Source organism: Gilliamella sp. Pas-s25, from assembly GCF_009795885.1.
Lineage (GTDB): Bacteria > Pseudomonadota > Gammaproteobacteria > Enterobacterales > Orbaceae > Gilliamella.
Window position 1 is genome coordinate 1 of the sequence record NZ_WTEV01000027.1, and the last position, 15,487, is coordinate 15,487.

Annotated in this window: 12 protein-coding genes and 4 tRNA genes; 4 read left to right on the plus strand and 12 right to left on the minus strand. The window is 34.7% G+C overall.

Translation table 11 applies throughout. The features are described from left to right. The first annotated feature begins 337 nt into the window (after positions 1-337). A complete protein-coding gene (pflA, locus tag GQ593_RS10790; RefSeq protein ID WP_237397746.1) occupies positions 338-1,117 on the plus strand; it encodes a pyruvate formate lyase 1-activating protein in 780 nt (259 codons plus the stop codon). A gap of 51 nt (positions 1,118-1,168) precedes the next feature. Here the strand turns inward: pflA and rarD are convergent, their stop codons facing one another. From rarD to recA, 10 genes are all read right to left on the minus strand, one after another. Further along, a complete protein-coding gene (rarD, locus tag GQ593_RS10795) occupies positions 1,169-2,062 on the minus strand; it encodes an EamA family transporter RarD (protein WP_160432029.1) in 894 nt (297 codons plus the stop codon). Positions 2,063-2,136: 74 nt separating this feature from the next. Beyond that, entirely contained in the window at positions 2,137-3,429 is a 1,293-nt protein-coding gene (gene serS, locus GQ593_RS10800; protein WP_160432030.1) for a serine--tRNA ligase, read from the minus strand. A gap of 153 nt (positions 3,430-3,582) precedes the next feature. Further along, positions 3,583-3,659 (minus strand) — tRNA-Arg (locus GQ593_RS10805). A 20-nt stretch (positions 3,660-3,679) separates the two neighbouring features. Further along, positions 3,680-3,756 (minus strand) — tRNA-Arg (locus GQ593_RS10810). A gap of 18 nt (positions 3,757-3,774) precedes the next feature. Continuing rightward, positions 3,775-3,851: transfer RNA gene (locus tag GQ593_RS10815), tRNA-Arg, on the minus strand. Positions 3,852-3,869: 18 nt separating this feature from the next. Beyond that, positions 3,870-3,962, minus strand: a tRNA-Ser gene (locus tag GQ593_RS10820). A gap of 123 nt (positions 3,963-4,085) precedes the next feature. Next, on the minus strand, positions 4,086-4,286 hold the full coding sequence (gene csrA / locus GQ593_RS10825) for a carbon storage regulator CsrA (RefSeq protein WP_160432031.1): 201 nt from the start codon (positions 4,284-4,286) through the stop codon (positions 4,086-4,088). Between the two features lie 139 nt (positions 4,287-4,425). Further along, the gene (gene alaS, locus GQ593_RS10830) at positions 4,426-7,059 is read right to left on the minus strand and encodes an alanine--tRNA ligase (protein WP_160432032.1); all 2,634 of its coding nucleotides are present in this window, start codon (positions 7,057-7,059) and stop codon (positions 4,426-4,428) included. A 204-nt stretch (positions 7,060-7,263) separates the two neighbouring features. Next, the gene (locus GQ593_RS10835; protein ID WP_160432033.1) at positions 7,264-7,770 is read right to left on the minus strand and encodes a regulatory protein RecX; all 507 of its coding nucleotides are present in this window, start codon (positions 7,768-7,770) and stop codon (positions 7,264-7,266) included. Beyond that, positions 7,763-8,809: a recombinase RecA gene (gene recA / locus GQ593_RS10840; RefSeq protein ID WP_160432034.1), complete on the minus strand. Its 1,047-nt coding sequence runs from the start codon at positions 8,807-8,809 to the stop codon at positions 7,763-7,765. The genes GQ593_RS10835 and recA overlap by 8 nt, the downstream gene beginning before the upstream one ends. A gap of 535 nt (positions 8,810-9,344) precedes the next feature. Between recA and GQ593_RS10845 the strand changes: the two genes are divergently transcribed. From GQ593_RS10845 to GQ593_RS10855, 3 genes are read left to right on the plus strand one after another with little or no spacing between them, the layout of a single operon-like run. Further along, positions 9,345-10,589, plus strand: a complete 1,245-nt coding sequence (locus GQ593_RS10845) for a PqiA/YebS family transporter subunit (RefSeq protein ID WP_160432035.1) — start codon at positions 9,345-9,347, stop codon at positions 10,587-10,589. 15 nt (positions 10,590-10,604) lie between these two features. Then, positions 10,605-12,242 (plus strand): intermembrane transport protein PqiB, encoded by a 1,638-nt coding sequence (gene pqiB / locus GQ593_RS10850; RefSeq protein WP_160432036.1) that lies wholly within the window; start codon positions 10,605-10,607, stop codon positions 12,240-12,242. After that, positions 12,242-12,826, plus strand: a complete 585-nt coding sequence (locus GQ593_RS10855; RefSeq protein ID WP_160432037.1) for a PqiC family protein — start codon at positions 12,242-12,244, stop codon at positions 12,824-12,826. The genes pqiB and GQ593_RS10855 overlap by 1 nt, the downstream gene beginning before the upstream one ends. A 44-nt stretch (positions 12,827-12,870) precedes the next feature. Here the strand turns inward: GQ593_RS10855 and pabB are convergent, their stop codons facing one another. Both pabB and GQ593_RS10865 read right to left on the minus strand, forming a co-directional pair. After that, positions 12,871-14,625 carry an aminodeoxychorismate synthase component I gene (pabB, locus tag GQ593_RS10860; protein WP_160432038.1) on the minus strand — a complete coding sequence of 585 codons (1,755 nt, stop codon included), beginning with the start codon at positions 14,623-14,625 and terminating at the stop codon, positions 12,871-12,873. 1 nt (position 14,626) lies between these two features. Next, positions 14,627-15,202 (minus strand): anthranilate synthase component II, encoded by a 576-nt coding sequence (locus tag GQ593_RS10865; protein ID WP_160432039.1) that lies wholly within the window; start codon positions 15,200-15,202, stop codon positions 14,627-14,629. Between the last annotated feature and the right edge of the window lie 285 nt (positions 15,203-15,487).

Here is a 15,487-nt window from a genome sequence, read left to right on the forward strand (position 1 = left end):
AAAGGCTTGAGCTGTATGCGGAGAAATTCGCTCGTACAGTTCTTAGGGGGCGGCGACACAGTAATGTGTCGTTGCTACCCGACTTGAGTTAATTGATTAACTGAATCGAAATAGCGTCCTTAAGGGCGCTATTTTTTTATCTAGCTTAAACAAATAAATAATATTGGTGACAACTTTAATTAAATATCAATATGATGATAATAATTAAATATTGTTGGTATTTATTCGGTATAATTAAACAAATATAATTAGCGTCGATTAATATAATTGGTGTAAGCCAAATGCTATCGGCGTTAAAATTATTAAAAGCAATATGAGCAATGATTAGAGATTATCTATGGAACAACAAAATATTATTATGACAACAAAATCGCCTATTAAAGGTCGCATTCACTCTTTTGAATCCTTTGGCACTGTTGATGGTCCAGGAATCCGCTTTATTGTCTTTTTTCAAGGTTGTTTAATGCGTTGCTTGTATTGCCATAATCGTGATACTTGGGATTTAAAAGCAGGAAAAGAAGTCACAGTTGAAGAACTGATGAAAGAAATTATTTCTTATAAAAGCTTTATTATGCCAAATGGTGGTGGGGTAACAGCTTCTGGTGGTGAAGCAACGTTACAAGCTGAATTTGTTACAGAATGGTTTAAAGCCTGTCATCAAGAGGGGATCAGCACCTGTTTAGATACAAATGGTTATGCAAGACAGCTCGATCATGTTGTTGATGAACTTTTAGATGTGACTGATTTAGTTATGCTTGACTTAAAACAAGTCAATGATGATATTCATCAAAAATTAGTCGGTGTCCCTAATAAGCGGGTTCTTGAGTTTGCCAAATATTTACAAAAAATCAATAAACGAACTTGGATACGTTATGTGGTTGTTCCCGGATGGACCGATGATGATAATTCAGCGCATTTGCTTGGTCAATTTATTCACGGGATGGACAATATTGAGCGTGTAGAATTGCTTGCTTACCATAAAATGGGGGCATATAAATGGGATACACTTGGCGATGAATATAAGTTGGAAGGGGTTGAAGCGCCACCAAGAGAAACGCTTGATAGGATCAAAGGCATCATAGAAAGTTATGGCCATTATGTCACTTTTAGTAAATAATAGATCTGCTGTTTGACAAAAGGCACAATGAATTGTGCCTTTTAGTATCCCTTAAATTCTTTTGCGTTTTATTGCCCGCATAACAAAAATCCCACCCTCCAAAGCTAGAATGCCAACCGATAGCCAAATAAATCCATATGACACAATATGCTTTAATGAGACTGTTTCATGTAAAAATACTATTGAAGTAATTGTCAGTAGTATGGGTTCCACGTATCCCAATAAACCAAATAATCCCATGGGTAGTAAACGACTAGCAACGAAATACATTGCAAAAGCAATTGCAGTGATGATACCTAACATAGGGATATAAATATGGAAATGAGAAAGATCACTGATTATTTTATCTAAACGATAGTTTAAAGCACAATATACTAGGCACCCTAGGAAGATAAAAAAAAAGTCAGAAAAGGTGCCAGAAATGCCATCTATTTGCAATTTGCGCCTTAATATAAAGTATATTGGGTACCCTAGAGCAATAACAGCGGTTTCCCATGAAAATGCACCTGTAATGTAGATTTCAATAGCAACGCCTAATACAGCAAGTCCAACCGCAATTTTTTGTAAAACACTGAGCTTTTCTTTATAAACGATCTGTCCAGAAATCACCATTGCTAATGGTAATAAAAAATAGCCTAATGAGGCGGATAATCCATGTCCATTAAGTGGCGCCCAGATAAAAATCATCATCTGTATTGTGAGCAAAAACGAAGAAAATAATAACCCCAATAAAAGAAGAGGTTGTTGTTTTATTCGATTAAATAGTGCTGTTATAGCTGACCACTGTTTTCCTGCAATGATTAATACAACTATTGCAGGAAAGGATGTTAATAATCGCCAACAAAAAATATCAACAACAGATAAGGGGTGTAACAAAACGGGATAGTAATAAAGTAGCCCAAATAAACATGATGCCAGTATTGAAAGCACGACTCCTTTTATCATTTCTTCACCTACATTAGTTAATAAAAAAATAGCGCTAATTATTAGCGCTATTGTCTATGTGATATGTAGTTATCTTATCCGATAAACTCAACGCCATTCATATAAGGAACTAAAACAGATGGAATTTTAATTTTACCGTCTGCTTGTTGATAGTTTTCCATAATGGCAACCAGCGTTCGACCAACTGCTAATCCAGAACCATTTAGTGTATGGACTAAATATGTTTTATTGTCAGCTTTATTACGATAACGGGCTTGCATACGTCGAGCTTGGAAATCCCACATATTTGAACAAGAAGAGATTTCACGATAGGTATTTTGAGCAGGTACCCATACTTCCAGATCATAGGTTTTACATGAGCCAAAGCCCATATCACCAGTACACAGTACAATTTTTCGATATGGCAGTTCAAGTAATTGTAGTACTTTTTCTGCGTGAGCAGTTAGTTCCTCTAGTGCTTTCATAGACTCTTCAGGCTTAACAATTTGAACCAATTCTACTTTATCAAATTGATGCATACGAATTAAGCCGCGAGTATCTTTACCATAAGATCCCGCCTCTGAACGGAAGCAAGGAGTATGCGCTGTCATTTTTAATGGCAATACACTTTCATCAAGAATTTCATCGCGTACAAGGTTAGTGACTGGCACTTCAGCAGTTGGAATTAACGCATAATTGCTACTGTCTGCTTCTTCATCAAGTGGTTTAGTATGAAATAAATCACCCGCAAATTTAGGTAATTGTCCTGTACCAAAAAGTGTTGCTTGGTTTACAAGATACGGCACATAAATTTCGGCATAGCCGTGTTGTTCGGTGTGTAAATCTAACATAAATTGGGTGATAGCACGATGTAAGCGTGCTATTTGTGATTTCATAACCACAAAACGAGCGCCTGTTAGTTTTACGCCAGCTGCAAAATCAAGCCCACCAAAACGTTCACCTAATGCAACGTGATCTTGAACTGGAAAATCAAATGTTCTTGGTGTACCAAAACGTGATATTTCGACATTATCATTTTCATCTTTACCATCAGGAACAGAATCATCAGGAATATTTGGGATAGTAGAGGCAATATCTTTAATTTGATTAAGTAATATATCAAGCTCTGTTTTTGCACTATTAAGTTTTTCACCTAGTTTGTTGACTTCTTCACGAACAGCTGTGATGTCTTCTCCACGAGCTTTTGCCTGACCAATAGCTTTTGAGCGAGCGTTACGCTCAGCTTGTAAGTTCTCAGTTTCAACTTGTAATACTTTGCGCTTTTCTTCTAGATGACCAATAGCATCAACATCTAATTTAAATCCACGACGTGCTAATTTATTAGCGACAAGATCCAATTCATTTCGGAGTAAATTTGGGTCTAACATACATAATGTCCATTATTAATTAGGGAATATCTTTCTACTTTATTGTTATTCTAGTATAGATAACAGAACATATAAATCAAAAAGTAGATTGATTTATTGATATTAAAATTCGTAAGCTTAGTATACTAGAATTATATCGGGATTCAACTTAAATGGCGCACCCGAAGGGATTCGAACCCCTGACCGCTCGGTTCGAAGCCGAGTGCTCTATCCAGCTGAGCTACGGATGCGTGTAAGTTCGTTAAAAAAGTGGTGCATCCGAAGGGATTCGAACCCCTGACCGCCCGGTTCGTAGCCGGGTACTCTATCCAGCTGAGCTACGGATGCATTTTGAATTTATTAAAATGGTGCATCCGAAGGGATTCGAACCCCTGACCGCCCGGTTCGTAGCCGGGTACTCTATCCAGCTGAGCTACGGATGCATATTTTAATTTTTTAAATGGCGGTGAGAGAGGGATTCGAACCCTCGATGCAGCTTTTGACCGCATACTCCCTTAGCAGGGGAGCGCCTTCAGCCTCTCGGCCATCTCACCAAAAAATTATGACTCTGCTTGAACAACAAAATCATAATGTGTGGCGCACATATTACGTTTTACAAAAAATAAGTCAAACATTTTTTTGCTTACGCGTGCTAGTTGTTTATTTACTGCCCAATATTACTTTGTAAGGTCAGATGATTCATCATTTACATCTTGGTGTTGATGAATTTTGTTATATATCTCTTCCCTATGAATCGAAACTTCTTTAGGGGCATTGATACCAATTCTGACTTGATTACCTTTGACACCTAAAATGGTAATGACTACATCGTCACCAATAATTAGTGTTTCACCTACTCTCCTAGTTAAAATTAACATTAGATCTCCTAATATCAGTTAAGTATATATCCAAACAATTTTTAAGATATAGCTTAGTCAGCCCCCATCAGAAAGATAGAAAGACGGAATTTTACAGAAAAACTCTAATATTTAATTAAAAACATTTGGGTAAATCTGGCTAACTTGCTTGTAATTTATTACTGATTTCTTTTTTCACAGAAGATAACGCTTCTGGTAACGCCGAGAGATCCATTCCACCTGCTTGAGCGAAATCAGGTCGCCCACCACCTTTACCACCTACTTTTAGTGCTAATTGCGAAACTAATTCTCCAGCCTTGATAATACTGACTAAATCATTAGTAACACCAGCAGCTAAATTAATTTTACTATCATTAACGGCAGCTAAAATAATGACGCCTGTTTTTAATTGATTTTTAAGATCATCAATCATCGTACGCAGTACTTTTGCTTCGACGTTATCAAGTTTAGCGATGAGTAAATTTTTATTATTGATTTTTTCACATTGATTAAGCAATTGAGCACTTTCCTGAGTCGCTTTCTGCGCTTTTAATTGCTCAATTGTTCTCTCAAGTAGCTTAGTTTGATCAACCAATTGCTCAATACGTGCTAAAACCGCGGATTTGTCACTTTTAACAGCTTGTCCAATTTGAGCTAATAAATTGGACTCATGGTGTATCACATCCATGGCATTTTGCCCTGACGTAGCTTCAATACGGCGAACACCAGAGGCTATACTTGATTCGGATATTATTTTAAATAAACCAATATCACCAGTTCTATCTACGTGAGTGCCACCGCAAAGTTCAATTGAAAAATCACCCATTGTTAAAACTCTAACAATATCTTCATATTTTTCACCAAATAAAGCCATTGCACCTTTATTTTTTGCCTTATCAATTGACATTAACTCAATATCTACAGGTAAATTGCGACGGATTTGTTGATTAACCAAGTTCTCTATTTCAATAATTTGTTCTGACGTAATGGCTTGATTATGTGAAAAGTCAAAACGCAAATAGCTGTCATTAACTAAAGACCCTTTTTGATGAACATGGTTACCTAAAACACGTTGCAAGGCGGCTTGTAATAAATGTGTAGCAGAATGATTACGACGAATACGTTCGCGTAGCTCTATATCAATAGCTGCAGTGATATTATCGCCAATTTTTAAAGAACCTTTAATGATTTTTCCTAAATGACCAATGCTTTTACCATATTTTTGGGTATCAAAAATGCTAAATTCAAGATTCGCTGCTGTTAATAAGCCTTTATCACCAATTTGACCACCTGACTCTCCATAAAATGGTGTTTTGTCTAAAATAACGATAGCTTCATCACCAGCGCTAATACTTTCAACTTTTTGGCCATTTTTAAATATAGCAATCACTTTTCCTGAGGATTCTGTTACTTGATAGCCTAAAAACTCAGTTTTATCATCAAGTTTAATAACATTGCTATAATCGACATTAAATGAGCTTGACTCACGGGCTCGTTTTCTTTGTTCTTCCATACATTGATTAAAGCCAACTTCATCAATACTAATATTTTTTTCACGACATACATCAGCAGTTAGATCTAGTGGAAAGCCGTAAGTATCATAAAGTTTAAATGCAATATCACCAGGCAATACTTCACCAGTTAGTTTAGCTAATTCTTGATCGAGTAAAAATAACCCACGTTCTAAGGTTTTTAAAAATTGTTCTTCTTCAATTTTGAGTGCGTCTTCGACTAATTTTTGATTATTTTCTAATTCAACCGCTGCACTTCCCATGACGTCAATTAATGGTTTAACGAGCTTATAGAAGAAAATATCTTTTGCACCAAGCATATGCCCATGGCGCACCGCACGTCGAATAATTCGGCGTAATACATAGCCTCGACCTTCGTTTGAAGGTAATACCCCATCCGAAATTAGAAAAGCACAAGAACGAATATGGTCAGCAATAACGCGCAAAGATTTACTTTCTAAATCTTTAGTTTGAATAACATTGGCTGCATCATTAATTAATTTTTTGAACAGATCTATTTCATAATTAGAGTTGACATGCTGTAATACAGCCGCAATGCGCTCTAGCCCCATACCTGTATCGACAGACGGTTTAGGTAATGGCTCCATTGTGCCGTCAGGATGGCGATTAAATTGCATAAAGACAATATTCCAAATTTCGATAAACCGGTCACCATCTTCTTCTGCGCTACCAGGAGGTCCGCCCCAAATATGATCACCATGATCATAGAAAATTTCGGTACAAGGACCGCAAGGACCTGTATCGCCCATCTGCCAAAAGTTATCAGAAGCATATGGGGCACCTTTATTATCGCCAATACGAATTATGCGTTCTTTAGGTATACCGATCTCTTTTTCCCAGATTGCATAGGCTTCGTCATCTGTCTCATAAACGGTGACGGTTAACCTATCTTTTGGGAGATTAAACCATTCTTTACTGGTTAGTAATTCCCATGCAAAATGTATTGCATCATGCTTAAAATAGTCACCGAAACTAAAATTTCCTAACATTTCAAAAAAAGTATGATGTCGGGCTGTGTAGCCAACATTATCTAAATCATTATGTTTACCACCAGCACGCACGCAACGTTGTGATGTCGTTGCTCTACTATAAGAACGCTTATCAATACCAAGAAATACATCTTTAAATTGATTCATTCCGGCATTAGTAAATAACAGTGTTGGATCATTGTGTGGAACAAGGGAACTACTTGTGACAACTTCATGTCCTTTGCCACGGAAAAAGTCAAGAAAACTTTGACGAATTTCTGCAGTACTTTTCATTTATGCTTCCATATAAAACGATAGATTTTCAAACATAGTAATATACCCGCTACAGCTAAAGTTGAAAAGTAAATATTCTTCTATTGATGCGGATCTAGTTAATATTACAAGTAAATTAAGGAAAAAATAAAAAAGAATTAGTGAGCTTTATTTGTAATCGTTTTTTCTAAATTGTATATATTATATTCTAAATATTATCATTATTTAAGTCAATAAATCTTGTACAGCTTTAATATCATCTTGTGTATAACCTCGTGATATTAAAAATTGAATACACTTTTGTTTTTTATTATTATTTTTATGGTTAATTTGTTTTAGCTTTTTTATTAATTGTTGATGCGCAAGATCTTCCCAGTTGATATTAACCCTTTGCAATAGCTGCCGACTTAAATCAACGGATAAACCGCGTTGTTTAAGTTCCATTGCAATTTTATATTTTCCGTAGCCTTTATTTGCACGCATCACAATATATTTTTCAATATATTGCTCATCATTAATCCAATTTTGATTAATACAATACTCAATAACATCTTGTATTTCAATTTTTAGTTTGGCTAATTGGCTTTGAGATTCTTCATCTGTACTTTGTTGTTTCTTTGCAAAAAAAAATGTTATTTTTTGGCTTAGCTCATACGAAGAGTGATCGCGCTGTGCAAGTAATTGCACAGCTTTATTTAGGATTAATTTATTGAGTTTTTTCTCATTATTCAATGCTTTCATCCTCAGATGAAATATCTTCGTCATCAGCCGTAAAAACTGCTGGACTATTTAGTAATAAATCACGTAGCTTAGTTTCAAGTTCTTTAGCGATTTCTGGACGTTCCTGTAAAAACTTAATTGAGTTAGCTTTACCTTGCCCCACTTTTTCGCCATTGTAGCTATACCATGCGCCAGCTTTATCGACTAATTTATGTTTAACTCCTAAGTCAATTAATTCACCTTCTTTAGAAATACCGCAACCATAAAGAATTTGAAATTCAGCTTGTCTAAAAGGTGCTGCAACTTTATTTTTAACTACTTTTACACGTGTATCACTACCAATCACATCTTCGCCTTCTTTTACTGAGCCTGTACGGCGAATGTCTAAACGTACTGATGCATAGAATTTAAGTGCATTACCACCGGTTGTGGTTTCGGGATTACCAAACATAACACCAATCTTCATTCGAATTTGGTTAATAAATACAACTAAGCAATTTGCATTTTTGATATTTGCGGTAAGCTTACGTAATGCTTGTGACATTAAGCGGGCTTGTAATCCCATATGTGAATCGCCCATTTCACCTTCAATTTCTGCTTTTGGTGTTAAAGCAGCAACCGAGTCGACAATAATAACATCAACTGCACCAGAGCGAACTAAGGCATCACAAATTTCAAGCGCTTGTTCCCCTGTATCGGGTTGAGAAATTAATAAATCATTGACTTGTACACCTAATTTTGCGGCATAAATTGGGTCAAGTGCATGTTCGGCATCAATAAATGCACATGTTTTACCTTCTTTTTGTGCTTGCGCGATAACCGATAAGGTAAGTGTCGTTTTACCAGATGATTCTGGTCCAAAAATTTCAACGATTCTGCCCATTGGTAAGCCGCCGATACCTAATGCAATATCTAGCCCTAAAGAACCAGTAGATACTGCATCCACATCTAACGTTTGGGTATCGCCTAAACGCATAATTGAACCTTTACCAAATTGTTTTTCTATTTGACTTAATGCAGCTGAAAGTGCGCGTTGTTTGTTTTCGTTCATATTATAAAATTCCAATGAGTTAGGATATGGATACATATTATACTGTATTGTTATACAGTATCAAGTTTTTTTTATACAGAGAAATTATTTAGTTAATTATGGGAACTTCGTCACAATTTTTTTATAAATAATCCATTTAGTGTAATAATTGAAACTAACAAATGGTGATGAAATAATGATATTCAAGATTAACTTTATTGGATTGTTCTGTTAATTATTATCATTATAATATTTAACGGCTTTTAGACTAATGATGATAGTTTAAGTACATATAGGAGTCGTTATGCATTTGAGTTAGATTGTTATAAAAAAATCTGATCATAATCAAGTTTTACTAATTTAATTTAGTAATGCTTTCATAAAAAATTGCCATTTGATATGATTAGCTGTGAAGAAGGTTTAACCAACTTTTATTTATTGGAATAGTGATTTTTAAGCAATTGTTTGAAATAATTCAACAGTTTTTATTCTTAAACGTTATGCCAATCTGAAATATTTTTACAGATATAAAATATGTATCAAATAAAGGAAAATAATGGCCATTGATAAACAACATTATGTTTTATGCTCACACTGTGATTTGGTCATAGAATTATCTAATATAACCATAGGGCATAAAGCTGTTTGCCCTCGTTGTAATACGACCTTAGCTAAAAATAATAGTAATATGAAGTTTAGCGCAGCTATGTATGCAATCTGTTCATTAATTATGATTATTGTAGCTTTTGGTTTTATCTTTATTGATATTCGTATTGTGGGCAATTTTATTGGTATTAGCGTAATAGATATCCCTAAAACCCTTTTTTTTGATAAATATAGCTATATTTCAGCGCTTTTTATCTTATTTGTTTTGTTTTTTCCTATATTAAATTTATCAATTATTGTTTTGCTCTGTTCTAAGCTACAAGTAACAAAGTACCGTAAACGAGATCTGCTTATTGTTTATGAAAAGTTTCAGCATTGGTGTATGCCCGAAATATTTCTTACAGGTATTTTGGTGAGTTTTGTTAAATTAATGAGTTATGGCAGTATTGGTGTGACTGGCACATTTTGGGCGTTCTGTCTATTTGTGTTTTTTTATATAAAATCTTTAGTGATTTTCTCGCCAGAAACAATCTGGAATGAAATTCATCGTAGTAATTTTGCTACCGATACACCAAAAGTCGGTAAAACAGGCATGTGTCAAAATTTAAAACTTTGCAAATGCTGTCAGGCTATATTGCCAGTGCATTATGTAAAATGTCCAAGGTGTAAACAAAAAAGCAAAATCAGAGATCGTGATAAAATACAATGGACTCTAGCCTTATTGGTTACTTCATTAATTCTTTACATTCCCGCTAATTTATTTGGAATTATGATAACCGTTGTTTTCGGATCGTCATCAACATCGACTATTATGGATGGTGTTATTTATATGTGGCAAGCTGGTGATATACCTGTTGCACTTGTCATTTTTATTGCCAGTGTTGTTATTCCAATATTAAAGATCATTTCACTCAGTTGGCTTTGTTATTTTGCACTAGCAGTGAAACGAAAAAATAAACATAATTGCTTAAAAATGAAAAAATTGTACACTGCAGTTGAGTTTATTGGTAAATGGTCAATGATTGATATATTTGTGGTTGCGGTTATTTGTTCTTTAGTTAGAAATCAGCAAATGATGGGCGTTTACCCAGATATAGGTGTTACATTTTTTGCAACTGTCGTTATTATCACGATGATTGCATCACAAAAATTTGATCCTCGGTTAATTTGGGATCGTCGGCAAAAAAGAAAATAGATTAATAGGAACAATATGGCAACATCAAGTAAATTAGCAAAAATAATTAAAATTAGAGCTATTTCAGCTATATGGATTATTCCCATTGTTACTGCAATTTTGGGGCTTTGGATAATCTACGCTCATTTTGCCGATAGAGGCACCTCGTTCACATTACTTGCAAAAGACGCAAGTGGCATTATTGCTGGAAAAACAGTAATTAAAAACCGCAGCGTTGATGTAGGTATAGTTGATGAAGTAACTTTATCTGATGACTATAAACAAGTGGTAATAAAAGGCCGTATTTATAATGATATGGAGCCGTTACTAAAAAATGACTCGATTTTTTGGGTTGTTAAGCCTGAAATTGGCCGTGATGGGGTGACTGGGTTAGGGACTATTTTATCGGGTGTTTATATAGAATTAGCTGCTGGAAACGATACGCACAGTTTTCAACATAAACCGTTCGTGCTTTCGGATGCCCCCCCTTTGTCTGATCCAAGCATTAAAGGTATTCGTCTAAATTTAGAAAGTGAGCAAAATGGTGTGATTCCTCGTGGTGCTTCTATCATGTTTCATGGCTATCGTGTAGGTAATGTTGAGACTTCAGAATTTGATGTTGAATCACGTAAAATGAAATATCAAATTTTTATAACTAAACCTTATGATGTACTAGTAACACAAAATGTTCGTTTTTGGAAAGAAGGAGGGATCAATTTAACACTGTCATCTCGGGGGGCTAGTCTCGATGTACCTTCTCTAGATGTGTTAATGTCTGGAGGGATTAGTTTTGATTTACCTGAAGGTTCCAAATTAGGTGCACCTGCCGAACAAAATGCAGTTTATAAACTATATGAAGATAAAAAATCTATCCAAGATTCGCAGTATACCGAATATAAAGAGTTTCTTATTATGCTTTCTGACTCGATATCTGGATTAACCGAAGGTGTGCCCGTTGAATATCATGGTATTAGGCTAGGTACAGTATCTAAAGTGCCATTTTATACTGCTGAAATGCTAGAAAAATCGTCAATTTTAAATAAAAAAGTGCCGATATTAATCAGGATCGAACCCGATCGTTTATCTGAACTGGTTGATGAAAAGATCGACATTGCCGCATTGATTATGAAAGAGCAAAAAAATGGATTAAGAGCTTCGTTAAAAACCTCGAACATGTTCACAGGTGCTCTGTATATAGATCTTGATTTTTATCCTGACTTAAAAAATAAATACGATCCAAAAGTAGCGAAACAGTTTGGTTACGATACCATTGAGGCAACGTCGACAGGAATTGCGCAAATTCAAGCAAAAATTATGCAGTTACTTGATAACTTTAATAATTTACCACTTAACAATACCCTATCACAGTTTAATCAGTCATTAGCTTCAAGCGAACGATTAATGAAATCATTAAATAAGATTATGGCGAGTAAGGAAATGCAAAATATGCCAAAAGATCTGCAAAAGACATTACGTTCATTAAATGAAACAATGAAAGGATTACAACCAGGTTCTGAGCTCAACAATCAAATGAAGGAGAGTTTGCAAAAAGTGCAACATATGATGGATGAACTCACTCCATTACTCAACACGCTTAATGATAAGAGTAATGCACTAATTTTTTCTGCTCCATCGAAGAAAGATCAAGAACCTCAAGCAAAAGGTAAAAAATAATGAACAGAATATATAAAAAACTGCTTATAGTCGTATTTATGCCATTATTTGCTATATTAGTGGGTTGCTCAGCTAGCATCCCGAGTAAAAGTTATTTTCAACTCACTAGCAATTCACAGATTCCTGTATCGCAAAACATGAAAACCACGAATCAATTTATTTGGATTGAGTCAGTTGATGTGGCGAGTTTTTTAAATAAACCGGGTATTGTATTACAAACCGATAATATCAAATATGAAACAGCAATCAACCATTTATGGGTATCAACGTTATCTCAGCAGCTTCAAGACCGATTAACGCAGGATTTAACGGCCATGTTACCTAATTATTTAGTATCCAGTAAGTCAATTACAACACCAACACTAACGGTAAAATTATTTATAGATAGTTTTCATGGCAGTTATACGGGTGATGCGATAATTAAAGGCCGATGGGTTGTTACTGACCGTAAAAATAATATTGAAAGCAAACCATTTGAGCGCCATGTTCCTTTAGCAACCAATGGCTATGACGCTCTAGTTAAAGCGCTATCGAAAGGGTGGCAAGATGAAGAGCTAGATTTTGCAAACTCAATAAAACATTAGTGTAACACTCACATTCCGTCAGCGTGCTGGCGGAATGTATAAACTTAAATGGCAGTAGATCTTAATGACAATTTAAATTGACTAAAAACTTTATCATCAATGTTCACCCATTTACGAACACTATTGATAAAAGCAATTTTTTCGGCATTTATCAGATCATCTTTTAAAATCGTTTTTTCTAACAATTGATTGTGATCCACATAAAATTGTCGCATGGTTCCAGCTAATAATCCCGATTCTTTTTTAGGTGTCACCCATTGATCATTAATCAATAGTGCAAGATTACCATTAACAAACTCAGTTATCTCATTGTGTTGATTAAAATTAATATATTCTTTTCCTACAGTTAAATCCGGAAAGTGCTTACGATTTGATGTTTTATGATACAAATAGACATTTTGGTTATCAACGCACAGTGGTGCAAGTTGGATTTCATTAATGTCTATCGGCGTATTAATAATATCTTTGCTAATAGTGTAATGCCCATCTTTTTGCTGTAAGATTCTCACTTTATAATGGTTGTTAGGTACTGAATTTGCTAACTTAATAAGTTGTAACTTAATTACATTAATATCACAGTTAAAATCAAAATAATCAGCTGATTGAGCAAGTCTGCTTAAATGTTCATCTAATAATAAAAATTGCCCTTTTTCAAGCAACAATGATTCAATAATATATTTTGGGGTAGAAATAGTGCGATTCAAAATGGCTGTTTTCGCTAAGATCTCACTATATTCGTCTTGAGATGTTGAATCCCAAGTGATCCCACCACCAACACCATAGCGCATCTGTTGATTGTGTATGGTTAATGTACGAATTGGGATATTAAATATAGCTTTATTCATATAAGGTTCAATATAACCAATTGTTCCACAGTAAACACCCCGTGGTGAGTTTTCAATATCTGCGATAATTTGCATGGTACTGGTTTTTGGGGCACCAGTAATTGAGCCACAAGGAAATAGGGCTTGAAAAATTTGATATAAACTGACATCTTCCTTCATTTCAGCTTGAATCGTTGAAGTCAATTGCCAAACGGTTGGATATTTTTCCGCTGAAAATAATTTAGGCACTGTCACCGTTCCTGGTTTTGCAATGCGACTTAAATCATTACGCAACAAATCAACAATCATCATGTTTTCAGCTTGATTTTTTTCAGAAAATAACAACTCTAATTGTCGTTTATCTTGTTGATTATTTAAGCCGCGTGCGGTTGTTCCTTTCATTGGTTTTGTCGTAATAATGTTATTGTCTAACTTAAAGAATAATTCCGGTGAAATCGATAAAATATGATAATCGTCAAACTCAAGATAAGCACAATAATCTGCCTGATTGTTTTTTTGTAGAAAGTGGTAATAATCAATAGCGCTTTCATTAAATGGTGCGGTAAATTGAATAGTATAGTTGGTTTGATAAGTATTACCTGATTCAATTTGTGATCGAATAAAGTCAATTTTTTGATTATATTCATCTCTTGATGTATCGCTTTTTAAATCAAAGCTTGGCGGTGTATAATCATTGAGTTCTACTTGTTCAACGATAGAAAAATGATCAAAAATACCAAATAACAATAGTGGCAAACTTTGATGGACCTCATCATTATGTTTTGTTTTATTTTCACTATTTAACCCCGTTGCACTTTCATAAGCGAGATACCCAACCGCATAAAAACCTTGTTGGATGAATTTTTCGATTAATTCGAATTGTTGTTGAATTGTCGAGTAATCATTCGATCTTAAAATTGCGATAGGATTGCAAAAATACTTATGCTGACCTTCAAAATTTATATAAATTTTCATATTAAGATTGCTCATGGACAAAATTATTAATCATTTGTAAACCTGATTCGGTTTTTATCGCTTCAGGGTGGAATTGAACTGACTCAATGGGTAACGCTTTATGACGTAATCCCATAATCAACCCTTGATTGTTTCGAGCGGTTACAATTAGATGAGAATTTTTTTGTGAAAAATTATCACATGCAATCAATGAGTGATAGCGAACCACTGAAAGCGGGTTTTTGACTCCCTTAAATAACCCTTGACCATCATGCGTTATTTCATCGACTTTACCGTGCATCGGTATTGGTGCTTTGGCAATGCGGTAACCATAATATTGTGCAATGGCTTGATGTCCTAAACAAATTCCCAATATCGGGCAAATATGAGCAAATTCAGCAATCACAGCAAGTGATATTCCTGCATTAATTGGTGCCCCTGGGCCAGGAGAAATGATGATTTTAGAAAAGGTGAGTTCCTTTACTTGTTCGATTGTCAGTTCGTCGTTTTTGATGACTTTAACTTTTGCGCCAACTTGGCATAAATAATCGTTTATATTAAATGTAAAAGAATCATAATTATCTATTAATAATATCAAAATACAGTCCATTAATTATAAAGCATATTGATTTAGAAACTGGTAACTGTAACAGTTAAAATCCAGCCGGAATACGTTTTATTATATCGTTAATACACTTAAAAGAAGAAATCATTGCAGTTTTACCCTTTTTTATCTCTTTTTTATACTTAAACACTACCTTTCCTGAAACTTTTTTACAAAAAGCGGTTTTTCTGTGATTAATTTCACAAAAACATACAATCCTACTTGTATGGTAGTATTTGTGTTGTTATTTTAATAGTGTATAAATTTACACAAGAGGTA

What these genes read in the sequence shown, in the direction of transcription:
- pflA (WP_237397746.1), top strand. Translation starts at nt 338, where the DNA reads ATGGAACAACAAAATATTATTATGACAACAAAATCGCCTATTAAAGGT.
- rarD (WP_160432029.1), bottom strand. Translation starts at nt 2,062, where the DNA reads ATGATAAAAGGAGTCGTGCTTTCAATACTGGCATCATGTTTATTTGGG.
- serS (WP_160432030.1), bottom strand. Translation starts at nt 3,429, where the DNA reads ATGTTAGACCCAAATTTACTCCGAAATGAATTGGATCTTGTCGCTAAT.
- csrA (WP_160432031.1), bottom strand. Translation starts at nt 4,286, where the DNA reads ATGTTAATTTTAACTAGGAGAGTAGGTGAAACACTAATTATTGGTGAC.
- alaS (WP_160432032.1), bottom strand. Translation starts at nt 7,059, where the DNA reads ATGAAAAGTACTGCAGAAATTCGTCAAAGTTTTCTTGACTTTTTCCGT.
- recA (WP_160432034.1), bottom strand. Translation starts at nt 8,809, where the DNA reads ATGAACGAAAACAAACAACGCGCACTTTCAGCTGCATTAAGTCAAATA.
- GQ593_RS10845 (WP_160432035.1), top strand. Translation starts at nt 9,345, where the DNA reads ATGGCCATTGATAAACAACATTATGTTTTATGCTCACACTGTGATTTG.
- pqiB (WP_160432036.1), top strand. Translation starts at nt 10,605, where the DNA reads ATGGCAACATCAAGTAAATTAGCAAAAATAATTAAAATTAGAGCTATT.
- GQ593_RS10855 (WP_160432037.1), top strand. Translation starts at nt 12,242, where the DNA reads ATGAACAGAATATATAAAAAACTGCTTATAGTCGTATTTATGCCATTA.
- pabB (WP_160432038.1), bottom strand. Translation starts at nt 14,625, where the DNA reads ATGAAAATTTATATAAATTTTGAAGGTCAGCATAAGTATTTTTGCAAT.